The sequence below is a fragment of the Glutamicibacter sp. BW77 genome, assembly GCF_002332285.1.
In the GTDB taxonomy this organism is placed as follows: Bacteria; Actinomycetota; Actinomycetes; order Actinomycetales; family Micrococcaceae; genus Glutamicibacter; species Glutamicibacter bergerei.
Map to the genome: position 1 here is coordinate 55,707 of NZ_NRGT01000057.1, position 18,585 is coordinate 74,291.

An 18,585-nucleotide genomic window follows, 5' to 3' on the forward strand; every position below is an offset into this window, starting at 1 on the left:
TGGCGGTTATCCTCTTGGGCTATGACCAAGGAACTTGATGACGGCCCGTTCTTCCACGGCACCAAAGCCGAGCTGCAGCTTGGAGGTGCATTGACTGCCGGATTCCCGTCGAATTACCGTCCGGAAATAATCACGAACCGTATCTAATTCACGGCGCTTGTCGATGAAGCAGGGCTGGCGGCTAAAATCGCGGCGTGGACGGTATCGCCCATGTCTACGAGGTAGAAGTAGAACCGACGGGCGCGTATGAAGACGACCCTAACGCGACCGATAAGGATTTCCCGGGCAACACAACTCGCTCCGATCGCAGGATCGCACTGGTACGCGTGATCCGCGAAGTCTATAACTGGACGCGGTTGCGTTCCGAGGCCTTGCAGGCTTGGCGCGAGAGGATTCCAAGAATCAGCGACGGTCCAGGCGCTGAAGTCATTAATTAGGGATTGGGCGTTTGCGGGCGGTGCCGATGCCTTGGACAGCATCGGGCACCGCCCGAAAATCTTCGCGCTCGGCTACGCTCAGCCCTTGATTAGCTGCGGCTGTGCCAGTGATTTGAGCCCATCCAGGCCAAACTCCAGCCCATAACCTGATTGTTTAGCCCCACCAAAAGGAATCCGTGGATCGATAGTTCCGTGCGAATTAATCCACACGGTTCCTGCTTGGATCCGGGCAGCCACCGCGAGAGCCTGCTGTCGGTCCGAGCTCCACACCGACGCACCCAACCCGGTCTCCAACGCATTGGCATGCCCAATAGCCTCTTCGACATCCTTCACCTTGATGATTGGCAAGGCCGGGCCAAACTGTTCCTCGGTCACCAACCGGTTCTGTGGATTTATGTCCGCGATCAACGTAGTTGGGTAGAAATACCCCGGAGCTTGCAGATCTGGGTTCCCGCCGAGCAGCACCTTGGCGCCGGAATCAACCGCGTCTTGGACTAGGTCCGCCACAATGTCGAACTGCGCCTTATTCTGCAGTGGGCCGAGCACGTTATTTTCATCCAGCCCCACGCCCATAGGCATTTTAGCAGCCACGTTGGTGAGCGCTTCGCATACCTGGTCATAGATTGCTTCGGGAACATAGAGCCGTTTGAGTGCCGCGCAGGTCTGGCCGGTATTGATGAAGGCGCCCCAAAACAGGTCTTCTGCGATTGCCTGTGGATCTGCATCTTCCAACACGATTCCTGCGTCGTTTCCGCCTAGTTCCAGGGTCAGTCGCTTGACCGTATCAGCCGAGGAACGAATGATGGCTTTACCCGTTGGGGTGGAACCGGTGAACATGATCTTGCTAATGAGCGGGTGTGAGGAAAGCTTCTCGCCCACGTCGCGTCCTCCGGCGACAATATGCAGCACGCCGGCTGGCAATACTTCATTGAGGATATGACCCAAGGCAAGCACCGACAGTGGGGTGTACTCACTGGGCTTCATCACCACGGTATTTCCCATACGCAACGATGGGGCCAGCTGCCAGATGGAGATCATCATGGGCCAGTTCCACGGACCAATGGCGCCTACTACGCCTAGGGCTCGGTAGTGTTTGGTTGCGTACGTTTCCCCGTCATCGACCACTACTTCTGGTTCGATATCGTAAGCGGTGGCCGCGCGTAGCCAGGCAGCTGCTCCCCCGACCTCAAATCGTGCGTTTGGCCCATTGAGAGGTTTGCCCTGCTCGCGCGACAACAGCTGCGCTAACGCTTCAGCGTTAGCCTCAATATTATCGGCTGCCGCGTTAAGCAAGCGTTTACGTTCTTCATGACCAAGCGCATCCCAAGCAGGTTGGGCCGCGTGGGCGGCGTCAACCGCTGCCTCAAGATCTGAGACACTGCCTTGGGCTACGCGTCCCACCAATTCACCGGTGGCCGGGTCAAGAATTTCTGTGCCACCTGTTGCTGGCTGAATAGCCGTCAATAATTCTTCTGCGTTTGAGTACGACATATGAGAGCTCCTTTAGTGCTGAGAAGTTGAGACGACGGGAAGAATATCTTGATCCGGTTCTGCATTGGGTGTGCGCGAACGCATAAACAACGCCAGCACCCAACCAATGAGTCCGGGCAGAATCACGATGGCTTGCAGGATGTAACCGAGCATGCCCGGTTCTTCCATTCCAAGCAAGAGATCAAAGTTAATGACAATCTGAGCAAAGACATAGATCAGGGCTATGCCAGATAAGAGTGGGGCAATTACCCGAGTGAATACCGAGTCCTTGGTCCGGTGGCGGATGAAGTAGCCGATCACCGCGAAGGAAGTCAGCGCCATCAGTAGCACCAGTCCGTAGGCGGCAGAGTTCGTCATCCATGTGAACATGGTAAATACGATGTACATCGGATCTTTACCCGTAGAAATCACCGCGAAGACCAAGATCACCACGACGGCCAATAACGACTGCGCCAAGGAACCAGCTACCGGTGCATGTGTGGTCCGTGAGGTACGGGCAAGGAATTTTGGAAGTGCTCCACCGCGTCCCATGGAGTAAAAGTACCGAGCTATGACGTTATGGAATGCCAGCAGCGCGGCAAACAAGCTGGTGATAAACAGGACGTTAGCCAGATCCACAAACCAGGCCGGCGTGTGTGCGCTGAAGAAAACGAACAACAAGTCCGGCCCAAATTCGGCGGTGGATCCCATGACGTTGGAAGCCCCTTCTCCTACCGCTACAGCAAAGGCCGAGAACGCATAAAAGCACGCGATGATGATGATCGCGATCATGGTCGCCCTGCGGGCGGTCCGTTTGGGATCTTTGACCTCTTCGTTGTAGATAGTTCCTGATTCAAACCCCATAAAAGCGGCAATAGTAAAGGCCATAACCGCACCCATTCCGGGAGCCACTGCATCGCCAAGGTTAAACGCGGCTTCCGGCTGGGGAGCCTCCGGCGCCAGGCTGAAAGCCATGATGTTGTAGATGATTACGACCAGAAATTCTGCCGCCACCACGAAGCCCAGAATCTTGACGGAAAAGTCGACTCGGTTCATGCCTAGAAAGCCGACCACGACCCAGGCCACCAACGCCATAACCCACCAAGGGATCGAGGTGCCCATCAACCCATTACTGAAGGAGGACGCGGCAAACCCGAACATGCCATAAATGCCAATCTGCATCAGGTTGTAGCTGACCAGCGCGACCATGGCGGCGCCGACGCCCAGAGCCTTGCCCAAGCCTTCGGCGACATACGCGTAAAAGGCTCCGGCATTTGGGATATGCCGGCTCATCGCAGTGTATCCAACGCTGAACACCAGCAATACAGCTCCAATGAGCAAGAAAGACAAAGGTACTGAGTCCATCCCGGTAACCGCATAGTTCGTTGTCACCCCGCCTGCTACCGCGGTAAGCGGTGCGCTGGCGGCAATGATCATGACGACTAATGCGGGCACCGTCAGTGTGCGTTGTTCCAATCCCATTTGATCCCCCAATAAGTAAGTATTGTGTTTTCAGGATCTCGTAGCCGCCACGTTTTTCCTTGGCCTTGCGTGCACGCCGATTGCCTTCGAGTGCAGATCTTAACTACGGAGCTTAAATGGTCTGACGATATCTTCCGGGGGTCATCCCAAATTCTCGGGAAAACATCCGACTAAAACCTGCAGCGTCACCAATTCCCACACGGGCGCCGATACTTTGCACGGAAAGTTCCTTGAGCATTGGGTCGTTTAGCAGTCCAGAAGCTTCGGTTAGCCGGCGGTGACGGATCAGCGCCGCAACGCTCAGTGGTTCATCGGCGAATAAGGCATGCAAGCTGCGCACCGAAATGAAATGTGCGGCTGCGATGCGCGCTGGGCTTAGTTCCATTTCAGACAGGTGCGCATCTATGTATCTGGTGATGCGTTCGCGCTGATTATTCTTGGTATCCGCATGATTTTCGGTTCCCAAGGCACCGCCTAATGCCGTGGCCAGTAAATCCACGGTGTTGCGAGACAGTGCAGATCCGCCAAAATCGTCCCACTGCGAGAGGTTCTTCCCTAAATGACTGAGCAATGGGGTGACGGTCCCAGAAAGTGGGTGAGCGCTTTTGAGTGCGACTGCCGTCAGCTGTCCGACCTGTTGCTGGGAGAGCCGAAATTGTTCATGCGGTATCAGGGTGACCATAATCGAGGCTGGTTTTTCAAAGGCCAAGGTATATGGACGCTGAGTGTCGTAAATAGCCAGATCCCCAGGCGATAACAGGGTTTCCCGGCCATCTTGGATCAGCAATCCATGGCCTTGGATCTGATATGAAACTTTGTAGAAAGCGCCGTCTCCACTCGTGGTGAGCTCTTCGGTGCGTCGTACCGCGTGTGGTTTGGCTTGGATGCGCATCAGCCCGATGTCACCAAGCGTGTTGGTGCCAAGAGTGGCAGCAAAATGTCCGGCGGTGACCTGTTCACTGCGCAGTTTAACAAATGCGTCAGAGATGAGCCGCGACCATGCGGTGAACGAGTCCACGTGCTGAAGTTGATACATGCGTTCCCTCTCCGCCCAGGACGATTATGTGCCGAGCATCACGATCGAGGGTACGCCTAACGGAGGGAAATGTCACTATTTTCTGCACGCGGAGAATTTCCGCTTAGCGCGCCGTCGCGATGTACTGCAGCGTCTCAAGCCGATATTCCAACTGACCTTCAAGGGAGGAGGGAGTGTTGATCGCATTATCGAGCACGCTTCCGGCCTGCGCTCCCATCAAAAAGTTAATCAACGAGTCACGCGCAGCATTCGCTTTCGGGTGTCCGGTGCCGAGTAGCTGTTCTAGCCAGAAATCAAGTAGGGAGCGCCAGCGGTCCATAGTGCCGGCGTTTACCGCCGCCAAGTGCGGGTCCCCCAGCGCTAGATGCCAGAAGTGGACGGCTACGCGGGCCTCATCGCATCGCAGTTCATCTAGTGGGAGCACTTCACGAGCGAAAGCGGCAATCGCTTCTAAAGCACTCAACCCTGAGGTGGTGCGGGCAATCCGCTTCTCCGTTGACTCGGCGACATAGTTGAAGGTCGCGGCCAGCAAGGAGTCCCGTGTCGGGAAATAAGGCTTCAGGGCGCCATTGGAATACCCAGCAGCAGCCGCTAGGTCCCGAAGATTAAGTTTCTCAATTCCTTCGCGCGCGATAAATCGCCAGGTGACCTCTACGATCTCACGGCGGCGTTGGTCATGGTCAACAATTTTTGGCATGCCTCAAGCCTAGCCAACATTATTTTTGTTGCATTGATGGGTTGCGTCACATTCCAGTCACGCGTATTCTCTACAAACAGAGAATAATAAATGTTGCAGATCACATTCAAATGCCGAAGGAGTTCGTCATGCCCACCACGACAGCGACCGATTACACCCTGCTTAGCGAAACCGAAATTGGTGCCGCAAAACAGCTTTTGATCGACAATCAACTATTCACCGAGCACACCCGCATTGCGTATTTGGGTCTAGAAGATCCAAGTCATCAGCGTGCAGGTCGGCATATTCGAGTCATGCTTCTAGACAAGATCACCAATTCCCCGAAGGATATCGAGCTGAACCTCAGTGAAAATTCGGTGACTTCGGTTGTTGATTTGGACTCAGCGTTGGCAGGTCAGATGCCGGTGTTGCTCGAAGAGTTCGAAATGGTGGAATCAATTCTTGCTGTCGATCCACAGTGGATAGCCGCCCTCAAAAAGCGTGGCCTCACACCGGATCAAGTACGTGTGGCCCCCTTGTCGGCAGGCGTTTATGCCGAGGAATACCCGGAAGAATCTGGTCGCCGCATCCTACGTGGTCTCGCATTCCGTCAAGACTTCGCCGAAGATTCGGCTTGGGCCCACCCGGTGGACGGGCTGGTCGTTTACATTGACACCATCGCCGGCACCGTCGATCAACTCTTAGATCTGGAGATCGTACCGGTTCCCGAGACCCACGGAAACTATACCGACCCCGAACTGACCGGGCCGCTTCGCACCACGCAGAAACCTATCGAGATCACTCAGCCCGAAGGAGCCAGCTTCACGGTCAGCTCGGGTAACCATGTTGAATGGGAAAAATGGTCACTGGATATCGGCTTCGACATGCGCGAAGGACTAGTACTCTACAACATCGCCTTTAACGACAAGGGCAACGATCGCCGTATCTTGGACCGGGCCTCCATCGCCGAGATGGTAGTTCCTTACGGAGACCCGTCACCTGTGCGCAGCTGGCAGAACTACTTCGATACCGGCGAATACTTGATTGGCCGGTTGGCCAACTCACTAGAGCTCGGTTGTGATTGCCTCGGAGAAATTCACTACATCTCACCGGTAGTCACTGATGCAGACGGAAACGCCCGGACAATCACTAACGGGATCTGCATGCACGAGGAAGACGCCTCGATTCTGTCCAAGCACGCCGATGATTGGTCTGGGGTGAAGTACACCCGTCGCAATCGCCGACTGGTCATCAGCTTCTTCACCACCGTGGGCAACTATGACTACGGTTTTTACTGGTACCTCTACCTCGATGGCACCATCGAATTCGAGGCAAAAGCCACTGGTATCGTCTTCACCTCCGCAATGCGTGACGAGCGTTTTGCTTCGGAAATGGCCCCGGGATTGGGAGCACCCTTCCATCAGCACATCTTCGGCGCTCGTTTGGACTTCGCACTGGATGATGGGCCAAGTCAGGTCATCGAAGAGGAAGCCGTGCGACTCCCAATCGGCAAAGAGAACCCGCGCGGTAACGCATTTAGCCGTTCCCACACGGTGCTTGGCACAGAGAAGCAAGCAGTTCGCGACGCGAATATGCCCGCTGGACGTACCTGGGTGGTCACCAATCCTGAATCAAAGAACTATTTAGGTAAGTCCGTAGGTTACAAGCTTTTGCCACAGGGACTGCCAACCTTGCTCGCCGCTGAAGGATCTTCGATACATCAACGCGCAGAATTCGCGTCCAAAGCATTATGGGTGACCAAACGCAATCCGGCGCAGCGCTACCCAACCGGGGACTTCGTCAATCAAAACCCCGGTGTGGAAGGTATCGGTTCGTGGATTGAAGACGATAAGAATATTGATCGTGAAGAGATTAGCTTGTGGCACACCTTCGCGTTGACACATTTCCCCCGCACCGAAGACTGGCCCATCATGCCGGTAGACACTGTCGGCTTCAAGATCCGCCCGGAGGGATTCTTTGACCGCTCACCCGCACTGGATGTTCCGGAACCCGCCAAGCACGGTTGCTGCTCCACCGAGGCGGAGTCTTCCGGTGGATGCTGCTCCGCTCAGGGATAAATCTCAGAGCTTCAGCACGAAGGTCCTGATAATCGCAACGTGCTTGCTGGCCGCCGCGCACCTGGGGTTACTGGTCATGGCACCACATGGGTTGGGCTGGAGTTTACTCATCCTGGTGATGACATTCTGGTGCCTAAAATGCGCTCGCGGCGTCCTCCAAGGCGAGTCTGTACAAGCGTTAATGCTGATGAGTGCGCTGATGGCATTGATGCACATCATCATGGTCCTAGGGCTTCCCGGAGCAGTGGCTCATCATTCGACATCCTCAGCCTCTCACCACTCAGCGCAAGCGATCCCCATGCTTGCGGTTGGTGTTAGCGAGCTCGTACTCACGTTCTTTGCAGCGACCATCCTCAACCGTTCGCGAATACGAAGCTCGGACCTACTGGATGCGAGGTAGAAATTTTGTGTGGCCCAGATTACTTCTGGGCCACACGCGTTTGACCGTTCCAACAGACACATAGGCATCTCAAAATATCTCTTGACCTACCTCACAATCCGGGCTTAGATAAGTAATGAATGACGTTCACTACGAGGCAAGTACTTCCGAGAAGAGGGATATCCGTGGCCAGCCACTGGCTATCGAATCATGCCCCGGTACGCTTCACTTCCCGGCACGGTGCTATTCATGGACAACGAGCTACGCAAGTTACTGCGTTTCTCAAGACCCAAATCCCCGTCGTCGCCTTGTGCCCATTAGTCGTTCCACTGACGTTACCGGCCTAACTATTTTCCGCCCGTAACAAGCTGAGGAACACTAATGAGAAACCCCAAAACTCTGACATTCGACCGGCATGAAGCCAATGCATCGCCCGAGCACATCAAGAAATCGCTAGAAAGCGCGAAGCACGGTTCCTACTGGCTGGATCATGCACAACGCCCCGAAGCGACCTCCGCTTTGGAATCAAACACCGAGGCAGATCTGCTCGTCATCGGCGGGGGTTACACCGGCCTGTGGACCGCGCTACAAGCCAAAGAGAGAGATCCACATCGTGATGTAGTACTCATCGAGTCCCACCGCATCGGATGGGCCGCTTCAGGACGAAACGGTGGATTTTGTGAAGCCTCGTTGGTTCATGGGGAGGCTAATGGCGCAAACCACCTACCGAAAGAAAACGAACTACTTGGCCAGCTTGGGACCCAAAACCTCGATGAATTCCAAGCCACCGTAGAACGTTACAACATGGACGTGGACTTCACCCGTGCCGGTGTACTTGAGGTAGCCACCGAGCCGCATCAGGTTTCTTGGGTCGCTGAAGCCGCAGAATCGGACGGGATCGAATTCCTCGATGCCGTTGCAGTGAAGAAGCTGATCAACTCCCCCGATTTTCTGGCCGGCTCGCTAGACCGAAAATCCACCGCGTTGGTTCACCCGGCAAAGCTTGCTTGGGAGTTAGCTAGAGTTTGCCGCGAACTGGGAGTGCGGATCTACGAGCACACCCGAGCGACCGAGCTAAGAGATACAGGTACCCACGTCCGGGTTCTGACTGAGGCCGGACAAATCATTGCGGAACGCATCGCCTTAGCCACCAATGTTTTCCCCTCCCTGCTCAAACGTCACCATGCGAGGGTGATCCCCGTATATGACTATGCGCTGATGACCGGACCACTGACCGAAGAACAACAGCAAGCTTTAGGCTGGGCCGAGCCCGTAGGTCTGGCAGATCTAAACAATCGATTCCACTACGCCCGCCCCACCATTGATTCGCAAGGAAAAACCCGGATCCTCTACGGTGGCTACGATGCTGTGTATCATTTTGGCGGCCGGATCCGTTCGAGCTATGACAGTAGCCCTGCCACCTTCGAGAAGTTAGCGGCCCACTTTTTCGGTAGTTTTCCGCAACTCAAAGATGTGAAGTTTTCTCATGCCTGGGGCGGCGCTATAGATACCTGCTCACGCTTCTTCTCCTTCTTTGATCTGACTCACGGAGGAAAAGTTGCGTATTGTGCTGGGTTTACCGGCCTTGGCGTTGGAGCCACTAGGTTCGGCGCCAAAGTCATGTTGGACCTGCTCTCAGGAGCTAAGACTGAACTGACCGAGTTGGAAATGGTCCGTACGAAACCATTGCCATTCCCACCGGAACCAGCGGCCTACGTGGGAGTTCAATTAATGACCAACCAGCTGATCAGGGCAGATCATAACGAAGGTAAACGTCCGGTCTTTTTAAAGGTCATGGACAAGATTGGCATGGGATTTGATTCCTGATGACTGATTCGCACAAACCGCAGGCATTACTTGTTGATGCCAATACTTTCGGCTTGGATTCCACTGCCGTCGAATCATCACAACAGCTTGGTTCAGTACAGACCAGCTCCGGGTTCTATGCAGTCGGTGAGCTAGACGAAACAGAAGTAGGCATCTGGGAGATGTCTATCGGTGCCATAAAAGATCTCGAATCCGATGAGTTCTTTGTGGTGCTCAGCGGGGCCGGAATTGTAGAGATCCTTCCGGTTGACGGCTTTCGCAGCCAACATCTCGAACTATTTCCCGGCGCACTGATCCGGTTGCATGCGGGGATGCACACCGCATGGAGGGTCACTCGAAAAATTCGCAAAGTTTATCTCAGCCGGTAATGGCGCTCACTACATTTTAAGGAACGGTAGAACATGTCAGGCTTCAAATTTTCGCACGGGCACCAGTTCATTAACGGCTCCTGGCTACGCGGAACCGGTGAGGTGCTCAGCAGAATCAATCCTGCCACCGGCGAACTACTCGAGGAGATCGATACCGCTAGCCTCGAAGAAGTTGACCAAGCGGTCCACGCGGCAGCCGAAGCCTTTACTATCTGGTCTGCGCTCACCCCTGCTGAACGCTCTGATCATCTCTTAGCGCTGGCCCGTGAGTTGCAAAACCAAGCACAGGTCTTAGCGGAGGTGGAAATCTCGCAGACTGGCAAGAGCATGCGGATGTCTACCGAATTTGATGTCCCAGGTTCGATAGATAACGTGAACTTTTTTGCCGGGGCTGCCCGCCACCTCCAAGGACTGGCGTCCGGTGATTATGCAGGTAATAGCACCTCCTTGATTCGCCGGGAGCCACTAGGTGTGGTGGGCTCCATTGCTCCATGGAATTACCCGCTGCAAATGGCGGCCTGGAAAATCCTGCCGGCCATCGCCGCAGGAAACACCATTGTGCTCAAGCCCAGCGAGCTGACCCCGGGGACAAGTCTGCTCTTCGCGCTCGCTGCTAAGACCGCTGGATTGCCAGATGGAGTGATCAACGTCGTGGTGGGAAGTGGCAGCAGTGTAGGCCAGGCATTGGTAAGGCACCAGCTGGTGAAGATGACCTCATTTACCGGCTCCACACAGGTCGGTTTGAAGATCATGTCTATGGCCGCGGAGACTGGCAAGCGGGTGCATTTGGAACTTGGTGGCAAAGCGCCTTTTGTGGTGTTTGATGACGCAGATATTGAAGCAGCTGCCCATGGTGCGGTGGCCGGTTCGACAATCAACGCGGGGCAGGACTGCACGGCAGCGACCCGGGCCTACGTTCATTCCTCGGTTTTTGAGAAGTTCACCGGACGCGTGGCTCAGTTGATGAGCCAAATGGTGGTTGGCGATCCGACCGATCAAAATACCGATATGGGAGCACTTATTAGCGAGGCTCATGTGGAGAAGGTTTCTTCGATGGTGGCACGCGCTGTGGATGCCGGTGCAACGGTACTATCCGGAGGCACAAAACTAGATGGTCCGGGTAATTTTTATCGGCCGACATTGCTGGTCAATGCCACGCAAGATTTAGAAATCGTACAGCAGGAGGTCTTCGGTCCGGTGCTGGTCGCCTTACCGTTTGAAACCGATGATGAAGCTATCAAGCTGGCTAACGATACACCGTACGGTTTAGCCGCGAGTGCGTGGACCAAAGACATCAACCGGGCCATGCGTGCGAGCGCGCAAATTCAGGCCGGCTGCGTGTGGATCAACGAGCACATCATCATTGTTTCGGAAATGCCCCATGGTGGTTACAAAGCTTCCGGAATGGGCAAAGACATGAGCCAGTACTCATTTGATGAGTACACGAACGTGAAACATGTATTGATCTCGCACGATACCGCTGCTCACCGAGACTGGCAGAACACCGTATTTCTCCAGCGTTAAACGGATTCCAACAGCTGGCCCAGTTTTTTGGTTGCCTGACCGGGTGAGGTCGTGGCGAAGAAATATTGGGCCAGCTGTTTCTGCCGGCCCGGTACCCCTCCCTCAGCTAGTTCTGCCACACGCTGAGCCAGCCCATTAGGGGACTCCAAAAGTTGTTCATGTGGCAGGCGTTCGCGAAGTTGCGAGGGACGATGGCCAGTGAGGAAAAGCGGAACGTTGAGCGCGACCGCGTCGTAGGCCATCGCGGAGGTATCGCAGATTGCAACGTCGGCCCAGACCAAGGATTGGCCCGCATCAGCTATTGGATCTAGTTGAGCTGCGAAACGGGCGCGTAGCGCGGTAATTTCTTTTTTCATCTCTGCTGAATGATCACCGGTTTTCGGGTGCGGGCGGAAGCGCACCTCAAACCTGTTGTCCCCCTCGAACTGGGCCAAAATACTCTCACCCATCTTCATCACCGATGAATAATCCATGGTGGCAGAGTCACCCTCCCATGTTGGAGCATAGAGCACCCTGGTTTGGGTTGCGGGCAGTTCGGGGGTGAGCGCGTCCAACTGCGGGCGCCCAATCTGCACTAGGTGTTTGGTATCGAAGCGAGCTATGGATTCAGAAATTCGTTCCACCGCCGCCGGCCCTGCCACGCAGGCATAATCATAGGCTTTGAGCTGGTTCGAGACCATTGAGGCCTTTTCGCTCTCGCCATGATTTAAGTGAATATGCGCTGGTCCGTTGAAGCGCAGCATGGTGAAGTTACGTTGTGAATTATTCACATAGCTGATGCTTCGTGTGCCGAGCTTGGTTAGCAGCGTCTCGATTTGTTCGATGGAACGAGTGAAAAATACCGGAAGCTTGCTGGCCTTTAATAGTTCACGGGCCGACAAGGCATCCATTACCACCACGCCTACCGAATGACCTTGCGCGGCTAGTCTTTCGAAGGTCTCAAGCCAGACCCCTAGTTGGTAAAACTGTGCGGGCGCTTCGGCGAAAAATAAGACATGCTCCGCCGCAGTCAGTTCTTGGCCCGCCTCGGTGATCTGCGAACGCACCGCGCGCTCCGCGAATATTGATCTGGCGCGACCAGCAACTTGATTGACTTGAGTGGTAATCGAAGACATACCTTCAGTCTACGTAGTGATTACCCGTTGATCGCGGAGGACAAAGCATCAATATTTTTCTTCATCCACACAAGGTAATTTGAGTCATCGGTGATTGTTTCGCGGAAGTCCACCACGGGGACTTGACCGGTCTCAGCGTTTGAACGTAAGGAGGCGGTCTCCGCCCCTTCGGTCTGCACGTTGTAGGCAAGAACGCCAATCTTGCCCGCCTTCAACGAATCGCTGAGCTCCTTGAGCGACAGCGGAGCAATTCCTGCGCCGCCTTCAACTGCTTCACTGAGTCCGGCAGGGGTCTTATTTTTCATTCCAGCATCTTCAAGCAGGTGGAATGGGACCGGTTCGGTCATCGCGTAGGTGCGTCCGGCAAGCTTCGCAGCCGTGAGCTGCTCACGTAGATCCTTGATTCCTTGAACAAAAGTATTGGCATTCGCTTCATAGTCGCTCGCGCCGTCTGGGTCGGCATGTCCCAGCTCTGTGGCAAGTTCGGTAGCTAGTGCCTGCATTGAGTCCAAGTCGTACCAGATATGTTCGTTGTATTCCGCGTGGTCATGGCCCGCATGTTCATCCGCCGCGTGCTCATCTGCAGAGTGCTCGTCCGTCGCGTGTTCATCATGCGCCGACTCATCGCCGTACTCCTTGGCCACCGGGGAAGAATCCACCGCATGGATCAGATGGACTTGGTCCGCTTTATCTGCAGGAAGCGAGCTGACCAGGGAGTCCATGAACTGGTCATACCCTCCGCCGTTGGCCAGCACCACTGACGCTTTGGAGACGGTGAGTTTGTCTCTGGCGGTTGGTTCATACGAGTGCGGATCCTGAGCTGGAGAGGTGATGATTTCGGTAACCGCAACGTGTTCGCCTCCAATCTCGCGAGCAATCTGCCCGTAGACGTTTGTCGTGGCCACTAACTCTATTTTCCCGTTAGCCGAGGCTTCGCCCGAACTTGATGTTCCCGAAGCATCATCAGTGGCGCATCCGGCCAGAAGCAGCCCGGCAAGCGGGATCGCTACGATTGAGGTAAATAATCCACGTTTTTTCATCTATTAGTCTCCATTCACACAGCACGCTATTGAGAACTATTCTACATTAGTTTTGAGAATCATTCGCACTTAGCTTTGCTCGGCGCCCTGACGACACACTGGCTTTCCCGTGAGCGCCACCCGTGCCAGTCGCCTTGACGACTACTACGGCGATGGCTGTAGTCACCGGAATCGCAAGTACCAAGCCAATGGAACCAATAAGAATTCGAATCACTTCTTCTGCCATTGAACCAGAGCTCAAAGTAGTGCCAAAGCTCTGGTCGCTGAGTGCCGCAATCGCGAGAATTGGAAGGGCCGCGCCGGCATAGGCGAAGGCAATTGTGTAAACGGTCGAGGCAATATGATCGCGCCCGATGCGCATCCCCTTGAAGAATAGTTCCCTGGCGGTGGCATGTGGCGCGGTCTCAGCCAGCTCCCATACGGTGGCCGACTGGGTGATGGTCACATCATTGAGCACGCCCATACCACCGACCAGCAAGCCGCAAATGAGTAAGCCAGGTAGGGAAATCTGGGGTACCACCGTGGACAGCGTCATCGCGTGTTCATCGTTCGCGCCCGTTAGCGCTGCGGCATCTGTCAGCCACACCGCAAGTCCAGCTGTCACCGCCAAACCAAAGAGTGTGCCCAATAGCGCTGTCGAAGTTTTTGCGTTAAGTCCATGAGCAAAATACAACGCCACAAACATAATCGCTGTAGACCCGGTCAGTGCGATCAGTACAGGATTTCCGCCCTCCAACAGGGCAGGCACCATGAAGATGATCATGAACGCGATTCCGCCCACAAGCCCAATAACCGCACGCGCTCCGCGCCACCCGGCCACCAGCACCACGACCAGTCCATAAGCCACGGCTAACAGTGACATCGGTAAGGTGCGGACAAAATCCACGAAAACATAGGGGCTGCCGCTATCAGATCCCACCGCAGAAAGATCTAGATATCGAATTTGATCTCCCGGCCGGGCCTCGCGAGAGTGCAACTGTTCGGGCGGAATCTCTAGCGCAATTTCGGCTCCGCCACTATCGGGCATCAGGTAGGTGACATTGCATTCCAGTGTTTTACCGCCAACTTCTTCAAGTCCCATACTTGAAGGGCAATCCTGAATTAATGACCTTGTCACCGTGCCCACCTGCATACTTGCGCCACCGGTAGTATCCATCGCCCCGTCCAAGGCAAAACGGTCATAGTTGCCTTGCGGCCACAGCGCAATCACCATAATTAGGGCCAACGCACCCACCGGGGCTAACAATGCCCACAAAATAATTGATGCTCGGCGTCTCCTCGCAGGATCTTGCAGAATCGGCTGATCGTGATTGTGACTGTGGCCCACGGTCGGTGCACTCCTCAAAGGATTAATCAAAACTCGTCGCGCCCAAGTCTAGTCAGCGAAACTGAACTCGTTATCAGGAACACCCCCCAAAGGATGACTCAACAAATCCTCCGCAAGGCTCATGCCTATTTGCCCTCTTCGGGGCGAAGATTGTTCTATGAGCTTGCCTGAGAACCACGGGACTTCACCGAGCAATATTAACACCGAAGAACCTAAGTATGAATATCATCGGCTGATGCGCCGCAATTCCGAGTATGCCTGGTGGCGCCCCCTGGCCCTACTCGGAACGGCCGTAGGCTTTTATGTGGTGTTGACCGTCATCTTGCTCGTTGGGCTCCTGATCGTGCTCTTTAGCAGCTTGGGCAGCCAGCTTGATGATCCGAACAATCAGATCATGCTTGCTTTTGAAGCAATGAACATGGCAGACCCCTTTGTCTTCTTGTTCACCATGCTCTCGCTGATAGCTCTCATACCGGTTGCTTACCTCGCATACTTATTCCTCGGCCCCAGACCGGTGGGATTACTTTTCTCGGTAACCGGAAAGATGCGCTGGCGCTGGTTGGGACTGTGCACGGGCATCTGTCTGGTGCTCTATGCCCTCTATTTCGGGATCAGCCTTGGACTAGAAGCCACCGGAGCAGTAGCCTCAGCACAAATTCCGCCAGAGAACATTCCGGCTAATCCCTTGTTCTTCGCCCTACTGGTCCTATTGTTGGTGCCATTCCAAGCGGCTGCCGAAGAGCTAGTCTTCCGTGGCCTGCTCATGCAAACTCTTGGTAGCTGGCTCAAGCATCCATTGTTCGCGATTTTGCTCCCGGTTCCACTGTTTACCGCAGGACACCTCTACGATATTTATGGCCTACTAGACGTTGCTTTCTTTGCCATAGTCGCCGGTTACCTCACCTGGCGCACCGGCGGTCTCGAAGCGGCGATTGCCGTGCACGTCATCAACAACGTGGGACTATTTTTGCTCGGCGCCGCGGGTTCAATTGATATTAATTCCTCGGAGTCTTCCCTTTCGAGTCTGCTGACCTCGGTCGCATTTACCACGCTAGTGGCCTACGTTCTGCTCCAGGTGGCTAAGCGTTATGCGTTGCAGCGCACCGCCGGTCCCGAACCTAGGCGCCAAGCCCCACAGCTCTTGCAACCATGGCCGATTCACTATCCTGCTGGCACGCCAACGCAGGCGTACTGGGCTCCTCCGGCCACCGAGCAAGAGGCAGCTTACCCGGATCAGTACCCGCAACAGCTTCCCTCTTCTGCAGAGGGCACCACCGAGGACGAGATCAACGGTCCTCCTCCCCCAGCCCGTTAGCTTTAGCGCAGACAGAGAAAAGCGTCGCCGGTGAGATTTTTAGATTCTCACCGGCGACGCTTTTTTGATCTTTTAGGTTTTAGCCCAACGCAGTAACGCCACGATTCCTGCGTCCGCTGGCAAGATGGAGTCCGGAACGTAGCGGATCGTCGCATCGGTCAAGGCTGTAGCCCGAAGCAGAACCTCCGGCGCTGGCCATTGGCCAATCACCAAGTCCGCATGATCATCTCCTTCTTCATGCGCCACCCATGGTTCTCCCGACAGGGCTCGTAAGGTGTGTTCGTCTTGATACTGACCTACCAAAATAACTTCAGCCTGCGCAGATTGCAAGGCCGAAACCACTTCGGCAAGACCCACAGCCAGCTGAGCCCGGCCATTACCAGTTTGTGCCGATACGCGCTGCTCCAGCTCTGCGACTGCCGCGTCATGGGTTTCGGAAATCAACCGTGAAATTGATTCATCAACCTGCTTGGAATCAGCGCCCCCGGTTCGCGTATGCGAATCGAGAACTACGACATAGGGTTTCAACGCCCCCGGAAGCATCCCAGCAATCGTTTCACGCGATTTCACATCGCCCGAAAGCACGATCAGCCGAACAAAGGTGTCCTTAGCCATTTCGGCGATGAGCTCGGCGACTTCTTCGGCATTTCGCCGAGCCATCTCATCTGCTGCGGACTGATTTTTTGGCTGATCATATTCGCTAGGTACCTTACGTGCCCGGTGAATCTCTTCGGGTAATCCAACAACCCCACGGCTAGCTACACGTTCTGGCGAGGCGGTGTTATATAGATGAACTTCTCCCCCGTCACGTCCGGCCTCGGCCACGAGGTAGGAGAAAGCTCCCCCTCGAGCTCTGGCAAGCGCAGTGAAATTCGGGAATGGCCCCACGTCCACGGCGGCGGAATCGACTTTTAGCCCCGGAATGAGTTCGTTGAGTACCACCGCCCCATCGTGAACTGCCACGAAGCGAGCTACCGGCGCACGAAGCCCTTTAGTGGCTTCTATGGCATTGGTGAGTGCCTCAATGTCGGCGGCACCGGCCTGCTGGCTCTTCAGTAGTTTAGCTACTTCCCCCGGCAGCCGGTCGGCTGCTTCGTGCGCTGCGGTGGTTCCGAGCGATGCATCCACCAAGGCGGTGCACCATGAACCAGTTTTCCGATAGAGCGAAGCGTCGATTCCATTAGAATCCGCGCGTAGTGCCATGCTGACTCCCTTCCGCACGCGACTCCTGGTCGCGGTGCGACTAGATCCGTGTGACTAACGTAACATCGCACGTCGATAGCGGGAAGAGCAAAGCACAAAGATCCCACGTGTTAACCCAAAATCGTTACCCGACCTAGGTTTATTACCAGCGACCGCGCCAGTACTGAGGTGGGTGAGATTTTTGTGCGCCAAGCTGCTCAGCCGCACGATTTGGCCATTGCGGATCGCCCAGTGCGGCGCGTCCCACGCTGACACCGTCAGCCTGGCCGGTCACCAAGATGTGTTCGGCTTGGACCGCATCGGTGATGACTCCCACAGCCGTCACAAAAGCGTCTTCCGGCAAGGCTTGCTTCACTGCTTGAGCAAGCGGGACCTGGTAGCCGGGGCCGGTAGGGCCGTGGAAAGCCCCGATTCCGGCACTGGACAGATCAAATGCTCGCACACCGTATTCGTAGAGTTCGGTGGCAATTTTCACGGTGTCCGCGATGTGCCAACCACCGTCAACCCAGTCTTCACCGGAGAAGCGGATGCCTAAAGCTTTGTGCTCTGGCCAAACCTTGACGATGGCCTGCACGACTTCGCGCAAATAGCGGGTGCGATTTTCAAAGCTGCCACCGTACTGGTCGGTGCGCTTATTGGACAGTGGTGAGAGGAACTGGTGAATCAGGTAACCATGTGCGGCGTGAATCTGAATCAGGTCAAATCCTGCAGCGTCTGCACGCTTGGCAGCCTCGGACCAATCTTGAACGGAACTGGCGATCTGTTCGACAGTCATCTCGGTGCCCGGATTTAGCCCGTACAGATCCTCGGCGCTGGACGTGAAGGTTTCCCAGCCGCCATCTTCTGCACTGAGACTGCCGACCTTGCCCTGATCTTCGAGTTCTTTCAACCAGCCATAGGTTGAAGCTTTAACTCCGGCGTGAGCCAACTGGACGCCAGCTGCGGCTCCGTGGGAACGGATGTACTCGGTGATTGGCTTCCACGCTTCAACCTGCTGGTCATTCCACAGTCCGGCGTCTCGATCCGAGATGCGTCCTTCGGCGGCTACCGCGGTAGCTTCGGCGATCACCAGTGAAAAACCGCCGTGAGCCATAGATCCAAGATGCGCCAATTGCCACGTAGTGGGTACACCATCTTGCTTATCGATCACGTATTGGCACATGGGAGGCAGGACCACGCGGTTGCGTAGTGTTAGTCCCTTTCCGGCCTTCGTTGGGATAGTGACTGGGGTAAAAAGTTTGCTTTCAGGCATGCCTAGTGTGACGTTTCAGTTCAAGTAATTATTCCTTGATAACCAGCTTTGCGAGC

15 protein-coding genes and 1 pseudogene are annotated in these 18,585 nt (G+C 55.1%); 7 read left to right on the top strand and 9 right to left on the bottom strand.

What is annotated here, in order from left to right; all coding sequences use genetic code 11:
- Positions 1–21 precede the first annotated feature (21 nt).
- A pseudogene (locus tag CIK74_RS08625) lies at positions 22–437 on the top strand (NAD(+)--rifampin ADP-ribosyltransferase).
- Between the two features lie 78 nt (positions 438–515).
- Here the strand turns inward: CIK74_RS08625 and CIK74_RS08630 are convergent.
- The 4 genes from CIK74_RS08630 to CIK74_RS08645 all read right to left on the bottom strand — a co-directional run bounded on the left by CIK74_RS08630 (position 516) and on the right by CIK74_RS08645 (position 5,122).
- A complete protein-coding gene (locus CIK74_RS08630; RefSeq protein WP_096255592.1) occupies positions 516–1,928 on the bottom strand; it encodes an aldehyde dehydrogenase family protein in 1,413 nt (470 codons plus the stop codon).
- A 12-nt stretch (positions 1,929–1,940) separates the two neighbouring features.
- On the bottom strand, positions 1,941–3,389 hold the full coding sequence (locus CIK74_RS08635; protein WP_096255593.1) for an APC family permease: 1,449 nt from the start codon (positions 3,387–3,389) through the stop codon (positions 1,941–1,943).
- A gap of 112 nt (positions 3,390–3,501) precedes the next feature.
- Entirely contained in the window at positions 3,502–4,425 is a 924-nt protein-coding gene (locus CIK74_RS08640; RefSeq protein WP_096255596.1) for a helix-turn-helix domain-containing protein, read from the bottom strand.
- Positions 4,426–4,528: 103 nt separating this feature from the next.
- Complete coding sequence (locus CIK74_RS08645) at positions 4,529–5,122, bottom strand: TetR/AcrR family transcriptional regulator (protein WP_096255598.1); 594 nt, start codon at positions 5,120–5,122, stop codon at positions 4,529–4,531.
- A 128-nt stretch (positions 5,123–5,250) separates the two neighbouring features.
- Here CIK74_RS08645 and CIK74_RS08650 point away from each other — a divergent pair, with 128 nt between their 5' ends.
- The 5 genes from CIK74_RS08650 to CIK74_RS08670 all read left to right on the top strand — a co-directional run bounded on the left by CIK74_RS08650 (position 5,251) and on the right by CIK74_RS08670 (position 11,277).
- The gene (locus CIK74_RS08650) at positions 5,251–7,179 is read left to right on the top strand and encodes a primary-amine oxidase (RefSeq protein ID WP_096255599.1); all 1,929 of its coding nucleotides are present in this window, start codon (positions 5,251–5,253) and stop codon (positions 7,177–7,179) included.
- Positions 7,154–7,579 carry a hypothetical protein gene (locus CIK74_RS08655; protein WP_096255601.1) on the top strand — a complete coding sequence of 142 codons (426 nt, stop codon included), beginning with the start codon at positions 7,154–7,156 and terminating at the stop codon, positions 7,577–7,579. The genes CIK74_RS08650 and CIK74_RS08655 overlap by 26 nt, the downstream gene beginning before the upstream one ends.
- Positions 7,580–7,939: 360 nt before the next feature.
- Positions 7,940–9,385 carry an FAD-dependent oxidoreductase gene (locus CIK74_RS08660; RefSeq protein ID WP_096255603.1) on the top strand — a complete coding sequence of 482 codons (1,446 nt, stop codon included), beginning with the start codon at positions 7,940–7,942 and terminating at the stop codon, positions 9,383–9,385.
- Positions 9,385–9,753 carry a cupin domain-containing protein gene (locus tag CIK74_RS08665; protein WP_096255605.1) on the top strand — a complete coding sequence of 123 codons (369 nt, stop codon included), beginning with the start codon at positions 9,385–9,387 and terminating at the stop codon, positions 9,751–9,753. Before CIK74_RS08660 ends, CIK74_RS08665 begins: the two co-directional genes overlap by 1 nt.
- A gap of 33 nt (positions 9,754–9,786) precedes the next feature.
- On the top strand, positions 9,787–11,277 hold the full coding sequence (locus CIK74_RS08670) for a gamma-aminobutyraldehyde dehydrogenase (protein ID WP_096255608.1): 1,491 nt from the start codon (positions 9,787–9,789) through the stop codon (positions 11,275–11,277).
- Here the strand turns inward: CIK74_RS08670 and CIK74_RS08675 are convergent.
- Genes CIK74_RS08675 through CIK74_RS08685 form a run of 3 tightly spaced genes read right to left on the bottom strand, consistent with a single transcriptional unit; the run spans position 11,274 to position 14,759 of the window.
- Complete coding sequence (locus CIK74_RS08675) at positions 11,274–12,392, bottom strand: CDP-glycerol glycerophosphotransferase family protein (protein ID WP_096255609.1); 1,119 nt, start codon at positions 12,390–12,392, stop codon at positions 11,274–11,276. The two genes, CIK74_RS08670 and CIK74_RS08675, sit on opposite strands and share 4 nt — an antisense overlap.
- A gap of 20 nt (positions 12,393–12,412) precedes the next feature.
- Positions 12,413–13,432: a zinc ABC transporter substrate-binding protein gene (locus CIK74_RS08680; protein WP_096255611.1), complete on the bottom strand. Its 1,020-nt coding sequence runs from the start codon at positions 13,430–13,432 to the stop codon at positions 12,413–12,415.
- A 46-nt stretch (positions 13,433–13,478) separates the two neighbouring features.
- Positions 13,479–14,759: a YibE/F family protein gene (locus CIK74_RS08685; RefSeq protein ID WP_096255613.1), complete on the bottom strand. Its 1,281-nt coding sequence runs from the start codon at positions 14,757–14,759 to the stop codon at positions 13,479–13,481.
- A 157-nt stretch (positions 14,760–14,916) separates the two neighbouring features.
- Here CIK74_RS08685 and CIK74_RS08690 point away from each other — a divergent pair, with 157 nt between their 5' ends.
- Entirely contained in the window at positions 14,917–16,074 is a 1,158-nt protein-coding gene (locus tag CIK74_RS08690) for a CPBP family intramembrane glutamic endopeptidase (protein ID WP_170947810.1), read from the top strand.
- Positions 16,075–16,146: 72 nt separating this feature from the next.
- Here the strand turns inward: CIK74_RS08690 and CIK74_RS08695 are convergent, their stop codons facing one another.
- Complete coding sequence (locus tag CIK74_RS08695; protein WP_240520501.1) at positions 16,147–17,277, bottom strand: hypothetical protein; 1,131 nt, start codon at positions 17,275–17,277, stop codon at positions 16,147–16,149.
- Positions 17,278–17,419: 142 nt separating this feature from the next.
- Complete coding sequence (locus CIK74_RS08700; RefSeq protein WP_096255617.1) at positions 17,420–18,529, bottom strand: NADH:flavin oxidoreductase/NADH oxidase; 1,110 nt, start codon at positions 18,527–18,529, stop codon at positions 17,420–17,422.
- Positions 18,530–18,585: the final 56 nt, after the last annotated feature.

Bases quoted from the DNA above. Each gene is read 5' to 3' on its own strand.
- CIK74_RS08635 (WP_096255593.1), bottom strand. From the start codon at position 3,389: ATGGGATTGGAACAACGCACACTGACGGTGCCCGCATTAGTCGTCATG.
- CIK74_RS08670 (WP_096255608.1), top strand. From the start codon at position 9,787: ATGTCAGGCTTCAAATTTTCGCACGGGCACCAGTTCATTAACGGCTCC.
- CIK74_RS08690 (WP_170947810.1), top strand. From the start codon at position 14,917: ATGAGCTTGCCTGAGAACCACGGGACTTCACCGAGCAATATTAACACC.
- CIK74_RS08680 (WP_096255611.1), bottom strand. From the start codon at position 13,432: ATGAAAAAACGTGGATTATTTACCTCAATCGTAGCGATCCCGCTTGCC.
- CIK74_RS08695 (WP_240520501.1), bottom strand. From the start codon at position 17,277: ATGGCACTACGCGCGGATTCTAATGGAATCGACGCTTCGCTCTATCGG.
- CIK74_RS08665 (WP_096255605.1), top strand. From the start codon at position 9,385: ATGACTGATTCGCACAAACCGCAGGCATTACTTGTTGATGCCAATACT.
- CIK74_RS08645 (WP_096255598.1), bottom strand. From the start codon at position 5,122: ATGCCAAAAATTGTTGACCATGACCAACGCCGCCGTGAGATCGTAGAG.
- CIK74_RS08650 (WP_096255599.1), top strand. From the start codon at position 5,251: ATGCCCACCACGACAGCGACCGATTACACCCTGCTTAGCGAAACCGAA.
- CIK74_RS08675 (WP_096255609.1), bottom strand. From the start codon at position 12,392: ATGTCTTCGATTACCACTCAAGTCAATCAAGTTGCTGGTCGCGCCAGA.
- CIK74_RS08630 (WP_096255592.1), bottom strand. From the start codon at position 1,928: ATGTCGTACTCAAACGCAGAAGAATTATTGACGGCTATTCAGCCAGCA.
- CIK74_RS08700 (WP_096255617.1), bottom strand. From the start codon at position 18,529: ATGCCTGAAAGCAAACTTTTTACCCCAGTCACTATCCCAACGAAGGCC.
- CIK74_RS08660 (WP_096255603.1), top strand. From the start codon at position 7,940: ATGAGAAACCCCAAAACTCTGACATTCGACCGGCATGAAGCCAATGCA.
- CIK74_RS08640 (WP_096255596.1), bottom strand. From the start codon at position 4,425: ATGTATCAACTTCAGCACGTGGACTCGTTCACCGCATGGTCGCGGCTC.